This is a genomic window from Pseudomonas sp. PvP001 (assembly GCF_040546375.1).
Classification (GTDB): domain Bacteria; phylum Pseudomonadota; class Gammaproteobacteria; order Pseudomonadales; family Pseudomonadaceae; genus Aquipseudomonas; species Aquipseudomonas coleopterorum.
The window spans coordinates 3143379-3167447 of sequence record NZ_JBEPNQ010000001.1 but is presented as its reverse complement, the minus strand read 5'-3'; the positions used below and the strand labels follow the sequence as shown (position 1 = coordinate 3167447).

General features: G+C 64.3%; 23 protein-coding genes. 10 read left to right on the top strand and 13 right to left on the bottom strand.

Annotated features, from left to right (window positions below):
- Window positions 1-9: 9 nt before the first annotated feature.
- The 6 genes from rodA to ABMD26_RS14415 are packed head-to-tail and all read right to left on the bottom strand — an operon-like array spanning window position 10 to window position 5918.
- On the bottom strand, window positions 10-1113 hold the full coding sequence (gene rodA / locus ABMD26_RS14440; protein ID WP_049860839.1) for a rod shape-determining protein RodA: 1104 nt from the start codon (window positions 1111-1113) through the stop codon (window positions 10-12).
- 31 nt (window positions 1114-1144) lie between these two features.
- Window positions 1145-3040, bottom strand: coding sequence for a penicillin-binding protein 2 (gene mrdA, locus ABMD26_RS14435; RefSeq protein WP_310792324.1), 1896 nt, complete (start codon window positions 3038-3040; stop codon window positions 1145-1147).
- A 15-nt stretch (window positions 3041-3055) separates the two neighbouring features.
- Window positions 3056-3523 carry a 23S rRNA (pseudouridine(1915)-N(3))-methyltransferase RlmH gene (gene rlmH, locus ABMD26_RS14430; protein ID WP_043192648.1) on the bottom strand — a complete coding sequence of 156 codons (468 nt, stop codon included), beginning with the start codon at window positions 3521-3523 and terminating at the stop codon, window positions 3056-3058.
- 8 nt (window positions 3524-3531) lie between these two features.
- Complete coding sequence (gene rsfS / locus ABMD26_RS14425; protein WP_090360562.1) at window positions 3532-3939, bottom strand: ribosome silencing factor; 408 nt, start codon at window positions 3937-3939, stop codon at window positions 3532-3534.
- Window positions 3940-3955: 16 nt separating this feature from the next.
- Window positions 3956-4645 carry a nicotinate-nucleotide adenylyltransferase gene (nadD, locus tag ABMD26_RS14420; protein WP_122742659.1) on the bottom strand — a complete coding sequence of 230 codons (690 nt, stop codon included), beginning with the start codon at window positions 4643-4645 and terminating at the stop codon, window positions 3956-3958.
- A gap of 1 nt (window position 4646) precedes the next feature.
- Window positions 4647-5918 (bottom strand): glutamate-5-semialdehyde dehydrogenase, encoded by a 1272-nt coding sequence (locus ABMD26_RS14415; RefSeq protein ID WP_320523162.1) that lies wholly within the window; start codon window positions 5916-5918, stop codon window positions 4647-4649.
- Between the two features lie 168 nt (window positions 5919-6086).
- On the opposite strand from ABMD26_RS14415, the gene ABMD26_RS14410 reads away from it, so the two are divergent.
- Window positions 6087-6758: a DNA-3-methyladenine glycosylase gene (locus ABMD26_RS14410; protein ID WP_354310373.1), complete on the top strand. Its 672-nt coding sequence runs from the start codon at window positions 6087-6089 to the stop codon at window positions 6756-6758.
- Between the two features lie 3 nt (window positions 6759-6761).
- Window positions 6762-8081, top strand: coding sequence for a bifunctional DedA family/phosphatase PAP2 family protein (locus ABMD26_RS14405; protein ID WP_354310371.1), 1320 nt, complete (start codon window positions 6762-6764; stop codon window positions 8079-8081).
- Between the two features lie 36 nt (window positions 8082-8117).
- Here ABMD26_RS14405 and ABMD26_RS14400 read toward each other — a convergent pair whose 3' ends face one another.
- Genes ABMD26_RS14400 through ABMD26_RS14390 form a run of 3 tightly spaced genes read right to left on the bottom strand, consistent with a single transcriptional unit; the run spans window position 8118 to window position 9798 of the window.
- Entirely contained in the window at window positions 8118-8708 is a 591-nt protein-coding gene (locus tag ABMD26_RS14400; protein WP_320523165.1) for an LON peptidase substrate-binding domain-containing protein, read from the bottom strand.
- An 11-nt stretch (window positions 8709-8719) separates the two neighbouring features.
- Complete coding sequence (locus ABMD26_RS14395) at window positions 8720-9436, bottom strand: LrgB family protein (protein ID WP_049860831.1); 717 nt, start codon at window positions 9434-9436, stop codon at window positions 8720-8722.
- Window positions 9433-9798, bottom strand: coding sequence for a CidA/LrgA family protein (locus ABMD26_RS14390; RefSeq protein ID WP_049860830.1), 366 nt, complete (start codon window positions 9796-9798; stop codon window positions 9433-9435). The genes ABMD26_RS14395 and ABMD26_RS14390 overlap by 4 nt, the downstream gene beginning before the upstream one ends.
- A gap of 221 nt (window positions 9799-10019) precedes the next feature.
- On the opposite strand from ABMD26_RS14390, the gene ABMD26_RS14385 reads away from it, so the two are divergent.
- Entirely contained in the window at window positions 10020-11729 is a 1710-nt protein-coding gene (locus ABMD26_RS14385; RefSeq protein WP_354310367.1) for a C13 family peptidase, read from the top strand.
- A gap of 40 nt (window positions 11730-11769) precedes the next feature.
- The gene (locus ABMD26_RS14380; RefSeq protein WP_049860828.1) at window positions 11770-12411 is read left to right on the top strand and encodes an oxidoreductase; all 642 of its coding nucleotides are present in this window, start codon (window positions 11770-11772) and stop codon (window positions 12409-12411) included.
- A gap of 15 nt (window positions 12412-12426) precedes the next feature.
- Here ABMD26_RS14380 and ubiX read toward each other — a convergent pair whose 3' ends face one another.
- Window positions 12427-13056 (bottom strand): flavin prenyltransferase UbiX, encoded by a 630-nt coding sequence (ubiX, locus tag ABMD26_RS14375; protein WP_043192628.1) that lies wholly within the window; start codon window positions 13054-13056, stop codon window positions 12427-12429.
- The gene (gene mpl, locus ABMD26_RS14370; RefSeq protein WP_354310364.1) at window positions 13053-14402 is read right to left on the bottom strand and encodes a UDP-N-acetylmuramate:L-alanyl-gamma-D-glutamyl-meso-diaminopimelate ligase; all 1350 of its coding nucleotides are present in this window, start codon (window positions 14400-14402) and stop codon (window positions 13053-13055) included. The genes ubiX and mpl overlap by 4 nt, the downstream gene beginning before the upstream one ends.
- Before the next feature lie 187 nt (window positions 14403-14589).
- Between mpl and exaC the strand changes: the two genes are divergently transcribed.
- The 4 genes from exaC to ppa all read left to right on the top strand — a co-directional run bounded on the left by exaC (window position 14590) and on the right by ppa (window position 18554).
- Window positions 14590-16110: an acetaldehyde dehydrogenase ExaC gene (gene exaC, locus ABMD26_RS14365; RefSeq protein ID WP_049860826.1), complete on the top strand. Its 1521-nt coding sequence runs from the start codon at window positions 14590-14592 to the stop codon at window positions 16108-16110.
- 201 nt (window positions 16111-16311) lie between these two features.
- On the top strand, window positions 16312-16959 hold the full coding sequence (locus ABMD26_RS14360) for a DedA family protein (RefSeq protein ID WP_049860825.1): 648 nt from the start codon (window positions 16312-16314) through the stop codon (window positions 16957-16959).
- 4 nt (window positions 16960-16963) lie between these two features.
- Window positions 16964-17755, top strand: a complete 792-nt coding sequence (locus ABMD26_RS14355; protein WP_320523169.1) for a M90 family metallopeptidase — start codon at window positions 16964-16966, stop codon at window positions 17753-17755.
- 271 nt (window positions 17756-18026) lie between these two features.
- On the top strand, window positions 18027-18554 hold the full coding sequence (gene ppa / locus ABMD26_RS14350; RefSeq protein WP_354310361.1) for an inorganic diphosphatase: 528 nt from the start codon (window positions 18027-18029) through the stop codon (window positions 18552-18554).
- 368 nt (window positions 18555-18922) lie between these two features.
- On the opposite strand, the gene ABMD26_RS14345 is transcribed toward ppa, so the two are convergent.
- Window positions 18923-19708 carry an aldolase gene (locus ABMD26_RS14345; protein WP_354310359.1) on the bottom strand — a complete coding sequence of 262 codons (786 nt, stop codon included), beginning with the start codon at window positions 19706-19708 and terminating at the stop codon, window positions 18923-18925.
- Between the two features lie 230 nt (window positions 19709-19938).
- Between ABMD26_RS14345 and ABMD26_RS14340 the strand changes: the two genes are divergently transcribed.
- Window positions 19939-21261 carry an aspartate aminotransferase family protein gene (locus ABMD26_RS14340; RefSeq protein ID WP_354310357.1) on the top strand — a complete coding sequence of 441 codons (1323 nt, stop codon included), beginning with the start codon at window positions 19939-19941 and terminating at the stop codon, window positions 21259-21261.
- Between the two features lie 126 nt (window positions 21262-21387).
- Here ABMD26_RS14340 and pdxR read toward each other — a convergent pair whose 3' ends face one another.
- Window positions 21388-22884, bottom strand: a complete 1497-nt coding sequence (gene pdxR / locus ABMD26_RS14335; RefSeq protein WP_134723808.1) for a MocR-like pyridoxine biosynthesis transcription factor PdxR — start codon at window positions 22882-22884, stop codon at window positions 21388-21390.
- Window positions 22885-23170: 286 nt separating this feature from the next.
- On the opposite strand from pdxR, the gene ABMD26_RS14330 reads away from it, so the two are divergent.
- A complete protein-coding gene (locus tag ABMD26_RS14330) occupies window positions 23171-24064 on the top strand; it encodes a transporter substrate-binding domain-containing protein (protein ID WP_240050172.1) in 894 nt (297 codons plus the stop codon).
- The last annotated feature ends 5 nt before the right edge of the window (window positions 24065-24069 follow it).

The following is a 24069-nucleotide window of genomic DNA, read 5'->3' as shown; positions in this document are numbered from 1 at the left end:
TCACCTTATTCAAACCTGTGCGATCCACTTGCGATGGGTGTGGATCGACATCAAAACGCCAAACGCTGACAGTAGGGTCACCAACGAAGTTCCGCCGTAGCTAATGAATGGCAACGGCACCCCCACCACCGGCAGCAGGCCACTGACCATACCGATATTGACGAAAACGTAAACAAAAAAAGTCATGGTCAGGCTGCCGGCCAGCAACTTTCCGTACAGGGTCTGGGCCTGCGCAGTGATCACCAGCCCGCGGCCGATCAACAGCAGATAGATCAACAGCAGCGCACAGATACCGACCAGGCCGAACTCCTCGCCCAGCACCGCGATGATGAAGTCGGTATGGCTTTCGGGCAGGAAGTCCAGGTGCGACTGAGTGCCCAGCAGCCAGCCCTTGCCAAACACGCCGCCGGAGCCGATGGCCGCCTTGGACTGTATGATGTTCCAGCCGGTGCCCAGCGGATCGCTCTCCGGGTCGAGGAAGGTCAGGATCCGCTGCTTCTGGTAGTCGTGCATGATGAAGAACCACATGGCCACGGCAACGGGCACGGCGGCAGCCAGCACGCTGAGGATCCAGCGCCAGCGCAGCCCGGCCATGAACAGCACGAAGGCGCCCGAAGCCAGGATCAGCAGCGACGTGCCCAGGTCCGGCTGCCGCACGATCAGCACGAAGGGAATGCCGATCAGGGCCAGGCTGGCCGCCACGTGCTTGAGCGTGGGAGGCAGGGTTCGCTTGGCCAGGTACCAGGCGATGGTCGCCGGCATGATGATCTTCATGAACTCCGAGGGCTGAAAGCGGATGACCCCGGGAATGTTGATCCAGCGCGTGGCGCCCATGGCGTTGTGGCCCATCACGTCCACCACCACCAGCAGTATCACCCCGGCCACATAGGCCAGGGGAACCCAGCGCGCCATGAAGCGCGGCTCCAGCTGGGCTATGACGAACATCGAGACCAGGCCCAGGCCAAACGAGGTCGCCTGCTTGATCAGCAGGTCCCAGTTCTTGCCGCTGGCCGAATACAGGACGAACAGGCTGCCGGCCGCCAGGGTCAGCAGCAGGATCAGCAGGGGGCCGTCGACGTGGATGCGCTGCAGGAACGTCGCGCGGCGACGCATCACATCCTCGCTGGAGAGGATGCGGTCGAAATTACTCTTCAAGGGCGGTGATCTCCGCGCCCGTGGCGCTGGCGTATTCGGGTTTCAACTGGCCGTCGGGGCCGAGCAGCCAGGCATCCATGATCTGCCGCACCACGGGCGCGGCGACGCCTGAGCCGGACTCGCCGTTCTCGACCATCACCGACACCACGATGCGCGGGTTGTCGGCAGGCGCGAAGCCGACGAATAGGGCATGATCGCGATGGCGCTCCTGGACCTTGCTGCGGTCGTACTTTTCGCCCTGGCGGATGGCGACGACCTGAGCCGTACCGGACTTGCCGGCGATGCGGTACTTGGCGCCGATGGCCGCCTTGCGCGCGGTACCGCGGGCACCTTGCATGACCATCTCCATCCCATGGGTGACCTTGCCCCAATCGGAGGGGTTGCGCAGTACGATGTCGGGCATGGGGTTCTCGTCCACCGGGGGCGCGCCCTCGATGGTGCGCGCCAGCCGCGGACGATTCCATTTGCCCTTGTTGGCCACCAGGGCCGTGGCCTGGGCCAATTGCAGCGGGGTGGCCTGCATGTAGCCCTGGCCGATGCCCAGGATCAGCGTTTCGCCGGGGAACCAGGCCTGGCGACGGGTCTTGCGCTTCCATTCGCGCGAAGGCATCAGGCCCGGCGACTCCTCGAACATGTCCAGGGACACCTTCTGGCCGATGCCGAACTGGCCCATGTAGCTGTCCAGCTTGTCGATGCCCAGCTTGTGCGCCAGGTCATAGAAATAGGTGTCGTTGGAACGCATGATGGCGGTGTCCAGGTCCACCCAGCCATCGCCGGTGCGGTTCCAGTTGCGGTACTTGTGGTCGTAGTTGGGCAACTGATAGAAGCCAGGGTCGAACACCCGCGAACCGGCGTTGATCACACCGGAATCCAGGCCGGCGATTGCCACTGCGGGCTTGATCGTCGAACCGGGTGGATACAGGCCGCGCAATACACGGTTGAACAGCGGCCGATCGATCGAGTCGCGCAGGTCGGCATAGGCCTGGAAGCCGATGCCGGTGACGAACAGGTTGGGGTCGAAACTGGGCTGGCTGACCATGGCCAGCACTTCACCGGTGCGCGGGTCCATCGCCACGATGGCACCGCGCCGACCGCCCAGCGCTTCTTCGGCAGCTTCCTGCAGCTTGATGTCCAGGCTCAGGACGATGTCCTTGCCCGGTTTCGGATCGGTGCGCTTGAGCACCCGCAGTACACGGCCGCGGGCATTGGTCTCGACTTCCTCGTAACCCACCGTGCCGTGCAGTTCCGGCTCGTAGAAGCGCTCGATGCCGGTCTTGCCGATGTGGTGAGTACCGCTGTAGTCCACCGGATCCAGGGTCTTGAGTTCCTTCTCGTTGATGCGTCCGACATAGCCCACCGAGTGCGCGAAATGCGCGCCCTGCGGGTAGTGCCGCACCAATTGCGCGACCACTTCCACACCGGGCAGACGAAACTGGTTCACCGCGACTCGGGCGATCTGCTCTTCGTTGAGCTCGAACAGGATCGGCACCGGCTCGAACGGCCGGCGCCCCTGTTTCATGCGGCGTTCGAACAGTTGCCTGTCTTCGTCGCTGAGCTCCAGCACCTCGACGATGGTGTCGAGCACCTGGCGCCAGTCGCCGGAGCGCTCGCGGGTCATGCTCAGGCTGAAACTGGGCCGGTTGTCGGCCACGACCACGCCATTGCGATCGAAGATCAGCCCGCGCGTGGGCGGAATCGGCTGCACGTGCACCCGATTGTTTTCCGACAGCGTGGAGTGATACTCGTACTGGATCACCTGCAGGAAATACAGGCGCGCGATCAGGACGCAGATCAGCACCAGAATCGCCGCCGCACCGACCACGACGCGGCTGCGCACGGTGCGCGCGTCTTTCTCGTGGTCCTTGAGGCGAATCGGCTGGGACATCGGCTGGTTTACGGCCTATTTGTGATAAGGGTGCCCGGACAGTACGGTCCAGGCGCGATACAGCTGCTCGCCGATGAGTATCCGTACCAGCGGGTGAGGCAAGGTCAGCGGCGACAACGACCAGCGCTGCTCGGCACGGGCGCAGACTTCCGGCGCCAGCCCCTCGGGGCCACCGACCATGAAGTTCACCGTGCGCGAGTCCAGGCGCCAGCGATCCAGTTCCACCGCCAGCTGCTCGGTGCTCCAGGGCTTGCCGTGCACTTCCAGGGTGACGATGCGCTCGCCCGGACCGACCTTGGCCAGCATCGCTTCGCCTTCCTGACGGATGAAGCGTGCGACGTCGGCATTCTTGCCGCGGGTGTTCAGCGGAATTTCGACCAGGTCCAGCGCAAGCTCGGCAGGTAGACGCTTGGCATACTCATGCCAGCCTTCTTCCACCCACTTGGGCATGCGCGAACCCACCGCGATCAGACGCAGACGCATGGCCCAGACTACTCTTGGTCGTTAAGAGCCTGGTGGCCAGGGGTATGGTGCGCGGCGCTGGCGGCACGGCTCTGCTCGGCGCCCTGCCACAGGCGTTCCAGGTCGTAGAACTGGCGCGAGGCGGCGGTCATCATGTGCACCACCACGGTGTCCAGGTCCAGCAGGACCCAGTCGCTGTCGCCCGCGCCTTCTTCGCCCAGCGGCTTGACGCCCTTGGCCTTGACCAATTCGCGAACCTTCTCGCGCATGGCGCTGATCTGGCGGTTGGAGGTACCGGTGGCGATGACCATGAAGTCGGTGATGCTGTTCTTGTCACGCACGTCGATGACCAGAATGTCCTGGGCCTTGACGTCTTCCAGAGCGGCTTTGGTCAGCTCGACGATTTCTTCTGCGGGGATTGCTTGCTTATTGCTCATAAAAAACTCGTTCAGTTCAATTGGACGCACGGTACAGCCCGTGCGCCTCGATGTAGGCCAGTACAGCGTCAGGCACCAGGAAACGCACCGACTTGCCGCTGGCCAGCAGTTGACGGATCTGGGTGGCCGACACCGCGAGCGGTGCCTGCCAGACGAAAGTAATCTGCCCGCAGGGCCCCTTGAGGGCTTGCGGGTCGCTGATGGAACGCGCCGCCACCAGGTTGCGCAAGGCATCGGGCAGCTCGGTGTCGGCATCAGGTCGCTGCAACACGACGATATGGCAGTGTTGCAGCAGTTCTTCCCAGCGGTACCAGGTGGGCAGGCCACAAAAGGCGTCCCAGCCCAGCAGCAGGAGCAACTGGTCTTGCGGGTCCAGCTCGGCACGCATCGACACCAGGGTGTCGAGGGTGTACGACGGTTTGTCGCGCGCCAGTTCGCGGTCGTCCACGCTCAAGGGCGCCAGCCCCTGCACCGCTGCGCGCACCATGGCCAGGCGCTGCTCGGCCGATACCTGCGGCTGGTCGCGATGCGGCGGCCGCGCGCTGGGCACCAGCCGCAGGTCATCCAGACCCAGTGCCTCGGCCACCTCCACGGCACCGCGCAGATGACCAATGTGCACCGGGTCGAAGGTACCGCCCAGCACGCCGATTCGACGCGCAGCGCGGGAGTGTACAGCGTGGGGACCGGGGCGGTTCGGTGCGGTCAACTCAGACCGGCTCCTGGCCGCGCAGCTGGCCGTCGCCGATTACCACGTATTTCTCGCAGGTCAGGCCCTCCAGCCCCACCGGACCGCGGGCGTGGATCTTGTCGGTGGAAATGCCGATCTCGGCGCCCAGACCGTACTCGAAGCCGTCGGCGAAACAGGTCGGGGCATTGACCATTACCGAGGCCGAGTCGACTTCGGCGACGAAACGCCGGGCGTGACCCTGCTGCTCGGTCACGATCGCATCGGTGTGGTGCGAGCCGTGCTGGTTGATGTGCTCGATCGCCTGGTCCAGGCCGTCCACTACGCGGATCGACAGTATGGCCGCCAGGTACTCGGTATCCCAGTCTTCTTCGCTGGCCGGTACCGCTTCGATGAGGTCGCGGGTGCGCGGGCAACCGCGCAGCTCGACGCCTTTGTCGCGGAACTGCGCCGCCATGGGCGGCAGGAAGCTGGCCGCCACCGACTGGTCGACCAGCAGGGTTTCCATGGCCCCGCAGATGCCGTAGCGGTAGGTCTTGGCGTTGAAGGCGATGCGTTGCGCCTTGGCCAGGTCGGCCCCGGCGTCGACGAACACATGGCAGATGCCGTCCAGGTGCTTGATCACCGGCACCTTGGCCTCGCGGCTGACGCGCTCGATCAAACCACGTCCGCCGCGCGGCACGATGATGTCCACGTACTCGGGCATGCTGATCAGGGCGCCGACCGCCGCGCGGTCAGTGGTGTCGACCACCTGCACCACGGCGGCGGGCAAGCCGGCTTCGGCCAGGCCGCGCTGGATGCAGGCGGCGATGGCACGGTTGGAGTGGATGGCCTCGGAGCCGCCGCGCAGGATGGTCGCGTTGCCTGACTTCAGGCACAGGCTGGCGGCGTCGATGGTCACGTTGGGCCGCGACTCGTAGATGATACCGACCACGCCCAGGGGCACGCGCATCTTGCCGACCTGAATGCCCGAAGGCCGGTAGCTCATGTCGCGGATCGCCCCTACCGGGTCCGGCAGGCTGGCCACCTGGCGCAGGCCGACGATCATGCCGTCGATGCGCGCAGGGGTCAGCGCCAGGCGCTCGAGCATGGCCGCGTCCAGGCCATTGGCACGACCCGATGCCAAATCCTGCTCGTTGGCGGCAACCAGTTCGGCGCGGGCGCTGTCCAAGGCACTGGCCGCCGCCTGCAGGGCGCGATTCTTCTGCGCGGTGCTGGCACGGCCAATGACCCGCGAGGCTTCGCGGGCGGCGCGACCCAGGCGGGTCATGTAGTCAAGAACGGACTCGGTCATGGTCTCTGTGGTCTTGGCAAAGAGGAAAGCGGCTGATTATAGCTGTCACGTACGCCCACTAACAGCGGTGACGGGCGGATGGTCGAAAACACCTCTTTAAACATATGTCCACGGGCCTGGCCGATGTGCAATTGCTATCATCCACCGCGACACCGAATGGACCCCGTTATGTTCAACCCGTTGCCCGACGCCTTCTTCGATACCGACGCGCAATCCCTGGCCCGTGCTTTGCTCGGCAAGGTGATTCGCCACCGTCAGGGTCCCTATTGGCTGTCGGCGCGCATCATCGAAACCGAGGCGTACTACGTCACGGATCGCGGCAGCCATGCCTCGCTTGGCTATACCCACAAGCGCCGCGCGCTGTTCCTGGACGGCGGCCACATCTATATGTATTACGCCCGCGGTGGCGATTCGCTGAATTTCAGTGCCCAGGGGCCGGGCAACGCGGTGCTGATCAAGTCGGCCTACCCCTGGCTCGACGCCTGCACCGACGACAACGCCTTCGCCCAGATGCAGCTCAACAATCCCGATGCGAGCGGCCAGCCACGTCCGGCCGAGCGCCTGTGCGCCGGGCAGACCCTGCTGTGCAAGGCCCTGGGCCTGAAAGTGCCGGTGTGGGACGCCCAGCGCTTCGACACCGAACAACTGTTCGTCGACGACGTCGGCGCCACTGTCCCGCACGTGGTGCAGACCACGCGCCTGGGCATTCCGCTGGGCCGGGACGAACACCTGCCCTATCGCTTCGTGGATGCCGGCTATGCCCGCTTCTGCACGCGCAACCCCCTGCGTCGCGGCCAGATCGAAGGCCGCGATTACTTCTCGATCTTTCAAGGAACCTGACTCATGGGCGAATGGCTGGACAGTCTGACAGGCTGGCTGACGTTGCATCCGCAGTGGCTGGGCGTGGCGATCTTCGCCATCGCCTGCATCGAATGCCTGGCGATCGCCGGGATCGTCGTACCCGGCACGGTGGTGTTGTTCGCCGTGGCGGTGCTGGCGGGCAACGGTGCGCTGTCTCTCAGCGAAACCCTGCTGCTGGGCTACGCCGGCGGCCTGTTGGGTGACGCCATCTCGTACGCCTTGGGCAGGCGCTTTCACCAGAACATCCGTGGCCTGCCGTTGCTGCGCACGCACCCGCAATGGCTGGAAACCGCCGAGAGCTATTTCCAGCGCTACGGCGTCGCCAGCCTGCTGGTCGGCCGCTTCATCGGCCCACTGCGGCCGATGCTGCCCATGGTCGCCGGCATGCTCGACATGCCCTTGCCGCGCTTCATTCTCGTCAGCCTGGTAGCGGCAGCCGGCTGGTCCGTGGCCTATCTGCTACCAGGCTGGGCAACCGGTGCGGCATTCCGCCTGCCCCTGCCCGATGACTTCTGGCCGCAGGCCGGTATCGTCGTTGCCTGTATCGCCCTGCTGATGGGCCTGAGCCTGCATGCCACCTGGCGCAACCGCGAGCGCGGCACGATGCTGATCGCCCTCGCCTCCTTGATCATGCTGATTGCCTTGTTCTTCGGTTTCCCACACCTGAGCGCACTGGACAACGGCCTCAAGACCCTGGTGCAGGAGCACCGCAGCGAGGCAGCGGAAACCTTCGTGGTGCTGGTGACACGCATCGGTGATTTCCGCACCCAGTTCATGGTGGCCGGATTGCTCACCGTACTGCTGCTGATCACTCGCCAATGGCGGCCGGCCCTGTTCGCCTGCTCGACCATGCTGATCACCGCATCGCTCAACGGCTCGCTGAAACATCTGGTGGCGAGGCAGCGGCCCGACGTGCTGCTCGAACCGCTGACCACCTTCAGCATGCCCAGCGGGCACAGCTCGGCGGCCTTCGCGTTCTTTCTGAGCCTGGCGATCCTGGCCGGACGTCGGCAGACGCCGCGCATGCGCCTGGTCTGGATCATCCTGGCGAGCATTCCAGCGCTGTCGATTGCCTTGTCGCGGGTCTACCTGGGCGCCCATTGGCCGACCGACATCATGGCCGGAACCATGCTGGCCTGCTTCGTCTGCGCCTCGTGCCTGGCGGCCGTGGAATATCGCAAGCCGTTGCCGGCCATGCCCCTGCATGTGTGGTGGCTGGTGGTACCGGCGTGCGCGCTGCTGCTCGGCTTCTTCGCCGTGCACGGGCTGCCGATGGCACTGGAACAGTATCGCTATATGTAGCCCAAGCGCAGGGAACGCCCTTGATCCTGCGAAAGATCAGGCCTGGGCGTCGCCCTGCAGAGTATCGAGCAGGGCCTGGATCTGCGTCAGGCTCACGCCAGGGTCGCTCTGGGCCAGCAATCGGCTTTTTTCCTGCTCGGTGAACGGCAGCAGATAGGCCAGTTGGTTGGCCAACGACTGCTGCCCCTGAGCACCTTCGGTCATGCCCAGAGCGGCGACCATGGGATGTTCGGCCAATGCCTGCAACAGGGCCTGCAGATCGGCATGTTCTTCGGTCAGCGGCGGGTCCGCCTGCTCATCCAGCCAGCTCACGTCGGCCACCAGCAACTGATCCTTCTGCACCTCGGTACGCTCGACACGGAAACGCCGCGCACCTTTCACGCGAATGCCCAGCAGGCCATTGTCCTGCTTCTGGAAGTCGATGATCACCGCCTCACAGCCCACCTGGGCGTGCGCGCTCGGCGCGTGGCCGACTTCTGCGCCGTCGACGATACCGACCACCCCGAAGCCGGTACCCTGCTTCATGCAGCGACCGATCATGTCCAGATAACGCGCCTCGAAGAGCTGCAAGTCCAGCACGCAGCCCGGGAACAGCACGGTGTTGAGGGGAAAGAGCGGCAATGTCATGGCTTGTGTCCTCACGCGAATGCGCTGATGGCCAACGGCAGGAAAACCGCCGTGCCGACGCCCATCAGACTCATGGCCAGCGCCGCGAAGGCGCCGGTTTCTTCACTTTCCTGCAATGCCACCGAGGTCCCCACCGCATGCGCGTTCAGGCCCAGTGCCATCCCGCGCGCCGCCGGATGCTCGACGCCCAGCAAAGACAGCAGGCCGGGGCCGAAGATTCCACCGATGACGCCGGTGATCAGTACGAACACGGCCGCCAGCGCCGCGACGCCACCAATCTGCTCCGCCACCAGCATGGCGATCGGCGAGGTGACCGACTTGGGCGCCATGGTCATCAGAATCATGTGATCGGCCCCCAGCCAACGCCCCAGCAGCAGGCACAACGCTGTGGCGAACAGGCCGCCCAGGCCCAAGGTGATCAGCGTCGGCCACAGCAACTGACGAATCCGCCGCAGGTTGAGAAACAGCGGCACCGCCAGGGCCACCGTCGCCGGGCCCAGCAGAATGCCGAGAATTTCCGTGCTCTTGCGGTATTCGGCATAGCTGATCCCGCAGCCGACCAGCACCGCGACCAGCAGCAGCATCGACAGCAGCACCGGTTGCAGGAAGATCCAGCGGGTCTTCTCGTAGCCGGCCAGCACCAGTTGATAGGCGCCCAAGGTGATGCCGATGCCGAACAGCGGATGATGGATGACGGCCTGCACCGCGCCCTGCCAGTCCAGCATCATGGTTGCACCGGGGTGTCGTGTCGGCGGCGACGGATCAGGCGCTGCATCAGCCAGCCGACGAACACCGTGGATACCGTGACGGAAATCACCAGCGAGCCGACGATGGCCCAGAAGTCATCGGCGATCTGCTGGGCATACACCATCACGCCCACTGCAGGCGGCACCAGCAGCAAGGGCAGGTAGCGCAACAGGTTGTTGGCCGCCAGGCTCAGCGGCTCGCTGACCTCGCCACGGACCATCAGGTAGATCAGCAGCAGCACCAGACCGATGATCGGACCGGGCAACACAGGCAGGATCAGATGATTGAGGGCCGTGCCCAACAGCTGGAACAGGACCAGCCAGGTCAAACCGCGTAGCAACATTGGGGGTCTCCTTCGCAAGCCAGGCATTATAAGCACCTCGGGCGTACGCCTGGGTGATGCAAGATGGCGCACCCCTTGGCGGGCTACGGACCGAGCAGGCAGGCGACGATGACCCGAACGCTGTCGGCGTGCAGGCAGCGCGTGGCCGAAAAGCACCCTGCATCTGTTTTCCACCCTTGCATCTGCGGCATACTCGGCGCCTCAATCGCCCGGACCCGCTCATGCGCCCTCTCGTTCCCCTCGCCCTGTCGTTGTTGATCGCCGCTTGCGGGGATGGCGAGCCACTGTCGCCGCCCGATGCGCGACTGCCCGATGGCGGTCGCTATCGCGGGGACGTGGTCAATGGGCTGTTGCAGGGCCAGGGCCGGGTCGACTACCCCAACGGCAGCGGCTACGCCGGGCAGTTCAAGGACGGCCAGTGGCAGGGTGAAGGCCAATGGCACGGGCGCAATGGCGAGGTCTACACCGGTGGTTTCGACCATGGCCTGTTTCATGGCCAGGGAACGCTGATCGCGCGCGGCACCACCTACACCGGCGGCTTCGTCAAGGGACGGCGCCAGGGTGAGGGCACCTTCAAGGAAGCCGGCGTGTCGTACCGCGGCGGCTTCAAGGAAGATCAGTACTGGGGTGGAGGCCACATCGAGCTCGACGACGGCAGCCAGTACCAGGGCTGGTTCGCCCACGGCAAACCCAATGGCGAAGGCACGCGCAGCGATGCGGCGGGCAATCAGTTCACTGGCACCTTCGTCAACGGCCTGCTCGAAGGCCACGGCACGTTCAGCAACGCCGACGGCGACCAGTACATCGGCAACTTCCACCTCAACCAGCTGCACGGTCGTGGCCGCTACGAGAATGCCGCAGGCGACGTGTGGATCGGCACCTTCAAGGAAGGCGTGCTCAGCGGCAAGGGCGAAATGTTTGCCAGCGATGGCAGCCACTACAAGGGCGAATTCGCCGATTGGCGTTTCAGCGGCAAGGGTTGGCTGGCCCTGGCCGACGGCAGCACCTACAGCGGCACCTTCGAGAACGACACCTATCAAGGCCAAGGCACCCTGACCCTCAAGGATGGCAGCACCCAGGTCGGCTTTTGGCTCAATGGCCAGCGCATTCGCGATGCCCAGGGCCACCTGTTGCCCGATCCGCTGGAGCAGGGGCTGCTCAACCAGGGCCGGCTGCTGGAGCAGGCGCTCGCCGCCGTTCCGCCGTCCACCGCAGCGATCGAACTGTACAGCCTGGCGCTGGCCGGGGATGGCAAGCAAAGCGTGTTCATGCGCGAAGCCGACTACGTCACCGGCATGCTCGCCAGCCGTTTCGGCGCCATCGGCCAGATCACCCTGGCCAACCATCGCGATCACCTGGCCGATCGCGTGATGGCCAGTCGCGAGACCCTGAGCCGCAGCGTCCAGACGCTGGCGGCGCGCAGCGGTCCGGAAGACCTGGTGTTCATCTACCTGACCAGCCACGGCACCAGCGAGCACGAACTGGTGCTCGACCAACCTCGCCTGCAGTTGGGCGACCTGCCCGCCGATGAACTGGCCGCCGTGCTGGCACCGCTCAAGGGCCGCGACAAGGTGGTGGTCATTTCGGCCTGTTACTCGGGCGGGTTCATCCCGGCGCTCAGGGACGAGAAAACCCTGATCATGACCGCCTCGCGAGCCGATCGCGTGTCCTTCGGCTGCTCCGAAGAGGCCGACTTCACCTATTTCGGCGACGCCCTGTTCGCCCAGGCGCTGAACCAGACGGACGACCTGCAGCAGGCTTTCGAACTTGCCAGCCGGCACGTTGCCGAACGGGAGATCGCCGACAATTACGAGGCCTCGCAGCCACAGATCTGGGCGCCCAAGGGGGTGCTCGCGCATTGGCAGCGATTGCGCCAACAACAGGCCAAGCGCGCATTGCACGATGCCGCAGCGCCTGAGAACACGCCATAGGGCATCCGCTTCACGCTGCCTGTATCAAGGGAGACACCGCATGTACTTGACGCCGCAGCACATCCTTCTCGCGGGCGCCACGGGCCTGACCGGCGAGCATCTGCTCGATCGCCTGCTCGCCGAACCCACCGTGAAAAGAGTCCTGGCGCCCACCCGCCGCCCCCTCGCCGAGCACGCGCACCTGGAAAACCCGGTGGGGCCGTTGTTGCCCCTGCTGGCAGACCTGCAAGGGCCGGTGGACATCGCCTTCTCGTGCCTGGGCACGACCATCAAGCAGGCTGGCTCCCAGGAGGCGTTTCGCGAGGTCGACCATACGCTCATCGTCGCCTATGCCCAGCGCGCCCTGGAACTGGGTGCGCGACACTTTCTGCTGATCAGCGCCATCGACGCCGACCCGCAATCCTCGGTTTTCTACAATCGGGTGAAGGGCGAAACCGAAGAGGCCCTGCGTGCGCAGGGCTGGCCGCAACTGACCATCGCCCGACCTTCGCTGCTGATCGGTGACCGCGTCGAGGCACGCCTGGCCGAGCGCATTGCCGGGCCCCTGTCGAAACTGATTCCGGGCAAGTACCACGGCATCGAAGCGCTGCAACTGGCCCGTGCGCTTTGGCGCCTGGCGCTGGAGGAACAGGACGGCGTGCGCGTGGTGGAATCGGACGAACTGCGGCGCCTGGGTAAATAGCTTGCCGCCCGCGCCTCAGTCGTCGCTGCCGTGGTGGTGCTCGCCCCAACGCGGCAGCATGTCCTGAGGAATATCGAGCAGATTCAGCACGCGCGCGACGACGAAGTCGATCAGGTCGTCGATGGTCTGCGGCTGGTGATAGAAACCCGGTGCCGCCGGCAGGATCACCGCGCCCATCTGCGACAGCTTGAGCATGTTTTCCAGGTGAATGGTCGAGAACGGTGCTTCCCGCGGCACCAGAATCAACTGCCGACGCTCCTTGAGGGTGACGTCGGCGGCGCGCTCGATGAGGTTGTTGCAGGCGCCGGTGGCAATGGCCGACAGCGTTCCCGTCGAGCACGGCACCACCACCATCGCACTGGGCGCACCGGAACCCGAGGCCACCGGCGACATCCAGTCTTCCTTGCCATACACGCGGATCTGCCCGGCGGACGCTCCGGTGTACTCGTTGAGAAAAGCCTGCATGGCCTGCGGTTTGGCCGGCAGGGTGACGTCGGTCTCGGTAGCCAGCACCAGTTGCGCGGCCTTGGAGATGAGGAAATGCACCTCGCGGTCCTCACGCACCAGGCAGTCGAGCAGGCGCAAGCCATACTGCGCGCCCGAGGCGCCGGTCATGGCCAGGGTGATGCGCTGCGGACCGCTCATTTAAGCGCCTCCGCCAGTTTCAGATGCAGGCCGCCGAAGCCGCCGTTGCTCATGATCACCACATGGGTGCCGGGCCGAGCCTGGCCCTTGACCCGCTCGATGATGGCTTCCAGCGAATCGGCCACGACCGCCGGGACCGGGCACTGCGCCGCCGTCGCGGCCAGGTCCCAGCCCAGATTGGGGGGCGCGTACCAGATCACCTGATCGGCGTCGCGGACGCTCTCGGGCAGGCCGTCGCGGTGGGCGCCAAGCCTCATGGAGTTGGAACGCGGTTCGATCACGGCGATCAATGCTGCATCACCAATGCGCTTGCGCAGGCCGTCCAGCGTCGTGGCGATGGCCGTGGGGTGGTGTGCGAAATCGTCGTAGAGAGTAACGCCCTGCACTTCGGCGACCCATTCCATACGCCGCTTGACGCTCTTGAACGCGCACAGCGCCTCGATACCCAGCGGCGCAACCACGCCGACGTGGCGGGCGGCGGCCAGGGTTGCCAAGGCATTGGCCACGTTGTGCTGGCCGGTCAGCGGCCAATCCACCGTGCCCTGCACCACACCCTCGAACGACACCTCGAAGCGCGAGCCATCGGCGCTGAGCAGATTCGCCTGCCATTGGCCGCTCTCGCCCGTGGTCTGCACCGGTGTCCAGCAACCCATCTCAATCACGCGACTCAAAGCCGGCTCGGTGGTGGGGTGGATGACCAGGCCTTCGCTGGGCACCGTGCGGATGAGGTGATGGAACTGACGCTCGATAGCCGCCAGGTCGGGGAAGATGTCAGCGTGATCGAATTCCAGGTTGTTGAGGATCGTGGTCCGCGGGCGGTAGTGGACGAACTTGGAGCGCTTGTCGAAAAACGCGCTGTCGTATTCGTCTGCCTCGACCACGAAGAACGGCGTCTGCCCCAGGCGGGCGGACACCGCGAAATTCTGTGGCACGCCGCCGATCAGGAAGCCCGGCGCCATGCCGGCATGCTCCAGCACCCAGGCCAGCATGCTGCTGGTGGTGGTCTTGCCGTGGGTGCCGGCAACGGCCAGCACCCAGCGCCCCTGCAGCACATGGTCGGCCAGCCATTGGGGGCCGGAAACGTAGGGCAGGCCTTTGTTCAGCACGTATTCGACCGCTGGGTTGCCGCGCGACAGGGCATTGCCGATCACCACCAGATCGGGTGCAGGCTCCAGCTGAGCGGCGTCGTAGCCTTGGGTCAACTCGATGCCCTGAGCCTGCAGCTGGGTGCTCATGGGCGGATAGACGTTGGCGTCCGACCCCGTGACACGGTGGCCCAGTTCCTTGGCGAGCACCGCCAGAGAGCCCATGAAGGTGCCGCAGATACCGAGAATGTGAATGTGCATGGTTGGCCTCGTAAAACGTCGAGGCAGGGTAGCGTAGGGTAGGAAAAATCGCATCCTTTGATTGGCGATCACCCGCCTCCGGCCTGCCGCCCTGCAGTGGTTTCAAGGCGCCCTGCCCGGCTTTGTTCTACGCTTAAGGGGCGCTACCGCGCGTCCTCCACAGAACCACAACAGCAGGAGACTCCCCATGCGTTACGCACACCCGGGCACCGAAGGCGCCAAGGTCGAGTTCAAGGCCAAGTACGGCAACTATATTGGCGGCGAATTCGTCGCGCCGGTGGACGGCAACTACTTCACCACCACCTCACCCGTCAACGGCAAGCCCATCGCCGAATTCCCCCGTTCCAATGCCCGCGACATCGACAAGGCGCTGGACGCCGCCCATGCCGCCGCCGAGGCGTGGGGCACGACGTCGGTACAGGCTCGCTCGCTGATCCTGCTGAAGATCGCCGACCGTATCGAACAGAATCTGGAAACCTTGGCCATCACCGAAACCTGGGACAACGGCAAGGCCATTCGCGAAACCCTGAACGCCGACATTCCGCTGGCGGCCGATCATTTCCGCTACTTCGCCGGTTGCCTGCGGGCCCAGGAAGGCAGCGCCGCCGAAATCGATGGCAACACCGTCGCCTACCATATCCACGAGCCGCTGGGCGTGGTCGGGCAGATCATTCCCTGGAACTTCCCGATCCTGATGGCCGCCTGGAAGCTCGCCCCGGCACTGGCCGCCGGCAACTGCGTGGTGCTCAAGCCGGCCGAACAGACGCCGCTGGGCATCACGGTACTGATGGAGTTGATCGGTGACCTGCTGCCGCCGGGCGTGCTCAACGTGGTCCAGGGTTTCGGCAAGGAGGCCGGCGAAGCGCTGGCCACCAGCAAGCGCATCGCCAAGATTGCCTTCACCGGCTCGACACCGGTGGGCTCGCACATCATGAAATGCGCTGCCGAGAACATCATTCCCTCGACGGTGGAGCTGGGCGGCAAATCGCCGAACATCTTTTTCGAAGACATCATGCAGGCCGAGCAGACCTTCATCGAGAAAGCCGCCGAAGGCCTGGTGCTGGCCTTCTTCAACCAGGGCGAGGTGTGCACCTGCCCTTCCCGCGCGCTGGTGCAGGAATCCATCTACCCGGCTTTCATGAAGGAAGTCATGAAGAAGGTCGAGCAGATCAAGCGCGGCGATCCGCTGGACACCGACACCATGGTCGGCGCCCAGGCGTCGGAGCAGCAGTTCGACAAGATTCTCTCCTACCTGGAAATCGCCAAGGGTGAAGGCGCCGAACTGCTCACCGGCGGCCAGGTGCAGAAGCTAGAAGGTGACCTGTCAACCGGCTACTACATCCAGCCGACCCTGCTCAAAGGCACGAACAAGATGCGCGTGTTCCAGGAGGAAATCTTCGGCCCGGTGGTCAGCATCACCACCTTCAAGGACGAAGCCGAAGCCCTGGCCATCGCCAACGACACCGAGTTCGGCCTGGGTGCCGGGGTCTGGACCCGCGACATCAACCGTGCCTGGCGCATGGGCCGCGGAATCAAGGCCGGACGGGTCTGGACCAACTGCTACCACCTGTACCCGGCGCATGCCGCGTTCGGTGGCTACAAGAAATCCGGCGTGGGCCGCGAGACCCACAAGATGATGCTCGACCATTACCAGCAGACCAAGAACCTGCTGGTCAGCTACGACATCAATCCACTGGGCTTCTTCTAACCCCGTGGCAGCGGGGGATGTCTCGGCGTCCCCCGCCTGTTCTGCCGACCCTGGCCTGCTCTACCGACCCTGATGGTTTCACTGCGCCAACATGCGACCGCCGGTCGGTTGCCTGTGCCTGGCAAACCGGCCAACAAACCTGCTTCACCCATCGGTATACTGCGCGGATTCTCAAAGATCGAATCAGCACAGGTACCCGCCATGGAATTCAGCTTCATCGACCTCATCCTGCACCTGGATGTGTACCTCAACATGCTGGTGACCCAGTACGGCACCTGGGTCTACGCGATCCTGTTCCTGGTGATCTTCTGCGAAACAGGCCTGGTGGTGATGCCTTTCCTGCCCGGTGACTCGCTGTTGTTCATCGCCGGTGCCGTGGCGGCCGGTGGCGGCATGGACCCGTTCCTGCTCGCGGGCCTGCTGATGACCGCCGCCATCCTGGGCGACAGCACCAACTACATCGTCGGGCGTACCGTGGGCGACAAGCTGTTCAGCAACCCGGACTCGAAGATCTTCCGTCGCGACTATCTGGATCAGACCCACGCCTTCTATGCCCGCCACGGCGGCAAGACCGTGACCCTGGCGCGGTTCCTGCCGATCCTGCGCACCTTCGCCCCGTTCGTGGCCGGTGTCGGCAAGATGCACTACCCGCGCTTCCTGGGCTTCAGTGTGCTGGGCACGGTGTTGTGGGTCTGCGGCCTGGTGACCCTGGGCTACTTCTTCGGCAACATGCCGTTCATCAAACAGAACCTGACCCTGCTGATCGTCGCGATCATCCTGATTTCGCTGCTGCCGATGATCATCGGCCTGGTGCGCAGCCGTATGGGCGGCCCTGCCCCGTCGCGCTGAAATCATGTGGTCGTACAAGGCCTGGCGGCGCCAGCGAATTCTGGACCGCCACCGTATCGATGACGCACTGTGGCAAACGGTGCGTGAAGACCTGCCGATTCTCGATGGCCTCGATGCACAGCAGGACCAGCACCTGCGCGAGGCCTGCGTGCTGTTCCTGCAGGCCAAGGCTCTGACGTGTCTGCCCGGTGTCGAACTCGACGATCGCGCCCGCCTTCACCTTGCGGCACAGGCGCAGTTACCGTTGCTGCAATTGGGCGATCTGGACTGGTATCAGGGCTTTCACGAAATCGTCCTGTACGCCGACGATTTCGTCAGCCCGCAGCGTTACCGCGATCCCAGCGGCGTGGAGCACCAGTGGGACGGCGAGCACAGTGGCGAGGCCTGGCAACAGGGGCCGGTCATCCTTGCCTGGTCGGGGGTGATGACCAGCGGTGGCTGGGACGGCTACAACCTGGTCATCCACGAACTGGCGCACAAGCTCGACATGCTCAACGGCGACGCCAACGGCCTGCCGCCGCTGCACGGGGACATGCGTGTGAGCGGCTGGGCCAGCGCCATGCAGCACGCCTACGACGATCTCAATCGCCAGCTCGATGCCGATCCGGATGCGGAAACGGCCATCGACCCCTATGCGGCGGAAAACCCGGCGGAGTTCTTCGCCGTCACCAGCGAGTATTTCTTCGCCGCGCCGGATTTGCTGCACGAGGCCTATCCGCAGGTCTACGAGCAGTTGCGCCTGTTTTATCGCCAGGATCCGCTCGAACGGCTCGCGGCCCTCCCCCGACCTGCGTAACGCCCGGACGCGGCTTGCGCCGCTGCTACAGGGAAGGTGATTGCCGGCAAACGCGGCGTTGGGAAATGCGATAGGTTACCGATGGCCTGCATTGCGCGGATGAACACGGTCCCCCGTAGCAGCGCCGCAAGCCGCGTCGGCAGGCGCTGCAGACGACTGGGGCCGGACCGCGGCGCGTGTGGCATGCGTTCCTACAATGTGCCTATAATCGCGCCCACATTTTCGGCCTGCACGGCCTTCAGACTGGCCCAAACCACGGGGGCAACGCCCAATGAGCTACAGCAAGATTCCGGCTGGCAAAGACCTGCCGAACGACATCTACGTCGCCATCGAGATTCCGGCCAACCACGCGCCGATCAAATACGAAATCGACAAGGACAGCGACACCCTGTTCGTCGATCGTTTCATGGCCACGCCGATGTTCTACCCGGCCAACTACGGCTTCATCCCCAACACCCTGGCCGATGATGGCGACCCCCTCGACGTGCTGGTCGTCACCCCTTACCCGGTTGCACCAGGCTCGGTCATCCGCGCCCGTCCGGTCGGCATCCTGCACATGACCGACGACGGCGGCGGCGACGCCAAGGTCATCGCCGTACCGCACGACAAGCTGTCGCAGCTGTATGTGGACGTCAAGGAATACACCGACCTGCCAGCCCTGCTGCTGGAGCAGATCAAGCACTTCTTCGAGAACTACAAGGATCTCGAGAAAGGCAAATGGGTGAAGATCGAAGGCTGGGGCGACGCAGACGCCGCCCGCGCCGAAATCACCAAGTCGGTCGCCGCGTACAAAGGCTGATCCGTCGCTGTACCGAAAACCCCGGCCAAGGCCGGGGTTTTTCATGGGCGCAGCAAAGGCATTTGGCCTTGAGGGGAAAAAGAGATTTGCACAGGCACCCGCCCGTGCGTATTCTTTGGCCCTCATCAGCTCAGGCTGGTCAACAGTTTGCAGGCGGTTGCGGCTTACCAAAAGTAAGGCAAGATCGTCGACGAGAAGCCGGCCATAAGCCGGCTTTTTAATGCCCGCAAGAAACTGCGCAGCGCCTGTTTCGCGGCCACAGACCGCTCCTACGAAACACTGTACACCCCTGTAGGAGCGGTCATCGGCCGCGAAAGCGTCCTTCGGGTCGCCATCGAATCCCGCCTCTTCACGGTAACTTGCAGCGCCTACAGGTCGTAGCCGGTGCCGGCCAGACCACGCTTGACACTTTCCAGATGCAGACGCGCGCTTTCGGCATTGCCGACCAGCATCTGCCGGCACGCGGCGCTGGCGATGCCGTGGGGCACAGGCTTGAGCGGGCGGCCGCTGGCCATGGCCTTGAGTTGCACTTCGGCGGCGCGCTCCAGGTAGTACAGGTCATCCCACGCTTCGGCGATGCTGGGGCCAAGCACCAGCGGGCCGTGATTCTTGAGCATGACGATATCCGCCTCACCGGCCGCGCGCGAAATGCGCTCGCCCTCGGCATCGTCCAGGGCCAGGCCGTTGTAGTGCTCGTCCACCACCATCCGCTCATAGAACTTCAACGCTGTTTGCCCGGCCCACACGAAGGGGTCGCCTTCGAGCATGCACAGCGCCGTGGCGTTGGGCATATGGGTATGGAACGCGGCGGTGGCGCGCGGGTTGAGGCGATGCAACTGGGCGTGGATGAAAAACGCCGTCGCCTCTGGCTGGCCTTCACCGGCCAGGACCCGCCCCTGAAAATCGCAGATCAGCAACGAGGACGCGGTGACTTCGGCGAACGCCAGACCGAACGGGTTCACCAGAAACAACTGCGGATGGCCGGGCAGCACAAAGGAAAAGTGGTTGCAGATCCCCTCGGCCATACCCAGTTTCGCCGCCATGCGAAAACAGGCCGCCAAGTCGGTGCGCGCCTGACGGATCTCGGGGCTGTCGAGACTGGCTGTACGCGTCATAGGGCTGACAGCAGGGTGGATATCGAAACTGTGAGCCATGGTCAGGGGTCCTGAAAAAGCTGGAGAGAGACTGCCAAGCGTAGCCAAAACCAGCCGCGGGCCAAGGGACAGTTACGCGGTTTGCCTGGGCCAGTCGAACTGCCTGACCCACTATTTCAGCCCATCTGGCCCTACGAGCGCGGCAGCGTTTGTTCCTATCGTGAGCCACCGCCGTGCGCTCACGGCCCCGCCACCAGCCTTGGCTGACTACGATCCTGCAGAGGTAGCCCATGAGCACGCCCGTTTCCAACGACTACGTGTACGCCCTGGACCGTGAATTCGTGTTCCATTCCTGGTCGACCCAGGGCGCGCTGAATCCGCTGGTGATCGCCGGCGGGCAGGGCTGCACGTTATGGGACTACGAGGGGCGCGAGTATCTGGACTTCAGCAGTCAGTTGGTCAACACCAACATCGGCCATCAGCATCCGAAAGTCATCGCGGCCATCGTCGAGCAGGCCAGCAGCCTGGTCACGGTGGCTCCGGCCACGGCCAACCTGATGCGCGGTGAGGCGGCCAAACGCATCCTGGCGCGGGCGCCGAGCCACTTCAGCAAAGTGTTCTTCACCAATGCCGGCGCGGACGCCAACGAGAACGCCATGCGCATGGCGCGGCTATTCACCGGGCGCGACAAGATTCTTTCCGCCTACCGCTCCTACCATGGCAGCACCGGCGCGGCCATCGTCGCCACGGGCGATCCACGGCGAGTGCCCAATGAATTCGCCCGCGGCCATGTGCATTTCTTCAATCCGTACCTGTTTCGCACCGAGTTTCATGCCACCAACGAGCAGGAAGAATGTGAACGCGCACTGCAGCACCTGCGCCGGGTCATCGAATGCGAAGGCCCGGCTGCCATTGCGGCCATCCTGCTGGAAAGCGTACCCGGCACGGCCGGCATCCTGGTGCCGCCCAAGGGCTACCTGGCCGGCGTGCGCGCGTTGGCCGACGAGTACGGCATTCTGGTGATTCTCGATGAAGTGATGGCCGGTTTCGGGCGCACCGGCAGCTGGCTGGCACTGGACCATTTCGACATCGTGCCGGACCTGATCTGCTTCGCCAAAGGGGTCAACTCCGGCTACGTGCCCGCCGGTGGGGTGATGATTTCCAAACCCATTGCCGAGTATTTCGATAACCATTTCTTCCCCGGCGGCCTGACCTATTCCGGGCATCCGCTGGCCATGGCGGCCATTGTGGCGACGCTGGATGTGATGGCCGAGGAAGGCATCGTCGACAACGCCCGGCAGATCGGCCATGAAGTGCTGGGGCCTGGCTTGCGGGCGCTGGCGGCGAAGTACCCGTTGATCGGCGAGGCCCGCGGGATCGGCCTGTTCTGGGCGCTGGAGTTCATCAGCGACAGAAAACTCAAGACGCCGCTGGCCGCTCCGGTGATGGGCCAGATGAAAGCGGCATTTCAGGCGCGCGGATTGCTGACTTTCATCGTCGAGAACCGCTTGCACGTGGTGCCGCCGTGCATCGTCAATGCCGCCCAGGTGGAGGAAGCGCTGGGGATTTTCGATGAGGTGATCGGTGAGTTTTCGGGCAGGTATTCGGGGTGAATGGGCTGGCCTCTTCGCGGGCAGAGAGCTCACCGCCCGCCCCGCTCCCACAATGGACCGGATTTTATGTGGGAGCGGGCTCTGCCCGCGAAGAGGCCAGCACAAGCACCACAAAACCCAAGCCCCTCACACCCCCTCCAGCACCCCGGCCAACTGCTCTATCCCTGGCCGGATCTTGTCGGCATCGATGGCATGAAACCCCAGCCGCATGAAATTCCCGGGCGGTGCGGGGTTGAAGAAGAACTGCGCTCCGGATTCGATCAGAATGCTCTTCTGCGCCGCCGCCCACGCCAGTTTCTGGGTATCCACGCCGGCCGGTGCCTTGAGCCAGAATGCGCTGGAACTGTCGCTGCCCAGATGCTGGCAACTGCTCAGACATCGGCTCACAGCGTCCTGCATCGAGGCCCGTCGCCGCCCATGTTCCTCGCGAAAGCGGCGCAGGTGCGCATCGTAGTGACCTTGAGCGAGAAACTCGGCCAGCATGCGCTGGTTGTTCAACGGTGGGTGCCGGTACATCAAGCGGCGCAGGGCCCGCAGCTCGCTGATCAGTTCGGCATCGGCCACCATGTAACCCAGGCGCAGCCCCGGTGAAAACGCTTTCGACAAGCTGCTCAGGTAGATCACCCGCCCACTGCTGTCGCTGGCCTTGAGCGCGGGCTGCGGATGATGGTCCAGGTTGAGTTCGGCGTCGTAGTCGTCCTCGATGAGGATCTGGTCGTGCTGGCGAATATGCTGCAGCAGACGGGTCCGTCGTGCGGCACTCATGGCAATGCCGGTGGGCACCTGATGGCCCGGCGTCACATAGAGGTAGTCACAGTCGTCCAGGCGAGCATCCACCACCAGCCCTTGAGCGTCGATGTCCTGCTTGTGCACGTGAGCGCCTTGCAATTCGAAGATGCTCAGGGCGTCGCGAAAACCGGGGTTCTCGATGGCCACCTTGACGCCATGCGTCATCAGCAATGTAGCCAGCAGGTACAGCGCGTTCTGCGAGCCCAGGGTCAGCAGGATTTCGTCGGAGCTGGCCCAGATGCCCCGCTTGGGCAGCACGCGGGTGCGCAGCTGTTCGATGAGCATCTGATCGTCGCGGTCGAAACGATCGCACAACCAGCCTTGATCGCGTTCACTGCGCAGGGTGTTGCGCGACACTTCGCGCCAGCGTTCCAACGGGAACAAGTCCCGTATGGGCTGCCCGTAGATGAACGGGTAGCTGAAGCCACTCCAGTCACCGGGCCGCAAGACGCCGTGCTTCAAACTGGGGAGCATCTTCAGGCGCCCGGCCCAATCCGGAGCGCGCTCCGCATCGCAGGTATCGCTGTAGCCGACCGGACGGTGACGGCTGAACGACGGCCAGGCGTTGCGCGCATCGCCGCCGCAGTAGTCGGCATGCAGGTAGTAACCACTGCGGGGACGGCTCACCAGATAGCCGTTATCCAGCAGGCTCTCGTACACCAGTGCCACGGTATTGCGCGAGATGTTCAATTGCTGGGACAGCTTGCGGCACGACGGCAAGGGCTCATCGGGTGGAAACCCTCCGCCCAGAATCGCCGACACCAGAGATTCGCGCAGTTGCTCCTGCAAGCCGCGCTGCTGGTCGAAATCCAGGTAAAACACGTGATCGATCATGCTCTCGCTCCGCGATGGCCCGCCGCGGATTGATCCGCGTCGTTGCGCTTTCACCTGTCCTGAACCCGCCCGGTTTCCAGGACGAGCCAACCTGTGGCACCCGTGCCGATCGATGGACTTTGCAAATAGCGCGCCATGCTTTTTCGCGCACGCAACTGGCCAGTCGAATGTGCCCAACTGCCCCTATCGCTGTGCGCAGACGCCTCACTAAGGTTGGGGCCATGCCACTGAACGCCTTCGTTCAGCGAAACGATCAGGCCTATTTCAACCCTCGGGAGCAGCATCCATGAAGCAACCCCGCAAGCGTTCGATGACCGGCACATCCCTGGGCCTGCTGCGCACGTTGAGCCTGGCCACGCTGGTACTCTCGGCCTCGTTCGGCGCCCACGCCGACCTTGCCGAGGTGAAGAGCAAAGGTTTCCTGAGTGTCGCCACCGAGGATGACTACGCACCGTTCAACTACATCGTCGATGGCAAACCCGAAGGCTTCCACAAGGAGCTGCTGGAGGACCTCAAGGCCTACGCAAAAACCCAGAACGTCGACGTCAAGCAGGACATCCTGCCCTGGACCGGGCTGCTCGCGTCGGTTTCTTCCGGTCAGTACGACGTGGCCTTCACCGGCGCCCTGGTCACCGATGAGCGTCTGCGCGTGTTCAACTTCGCCCCGCCTTTCGCGTCCGCCCAGCACTTCTACGTCAAGCGTGCCGATGACAAGCGCCTCAGCGATATCGCCAGCCTGTGCGGCAAGACCGTCGGCGTGCAGGCCGGCAGCGCACTGCTGGCACGCCTGCCCGAGCTCAAGAAAATGATGAAGGACAAGGGTTGCGAGATGGGTAAGGTGGTGGAGTATCCGTCGTACCCGGAAATCTACGCCGATTTGGCCAACGGTCGCCTGGACTACGCCGTGAACGCGCTGATCTCGGTGAACGACCTGGTCAAGACCCGCGGCGACACCTTCGCCAAGGGCATTGCCGTGTCGGGCGCCGGCTTCGCCGCCTGGCCCGTGCCGAAGAACAGCCCGGAGCTGCTCACGTTCCTCAGCGGCTTCATGGACCAGATCCGCGCCAACGGGCGTCTGGCCGCGTTGCAGACCAAGTGGTTCGGCGAAGCCTTCCCGGACATGCCCAAGGAGCCGATCACCAACGTCGAGCAGTTCCACACGTTGGCGGGGATGAAGTGATCGCC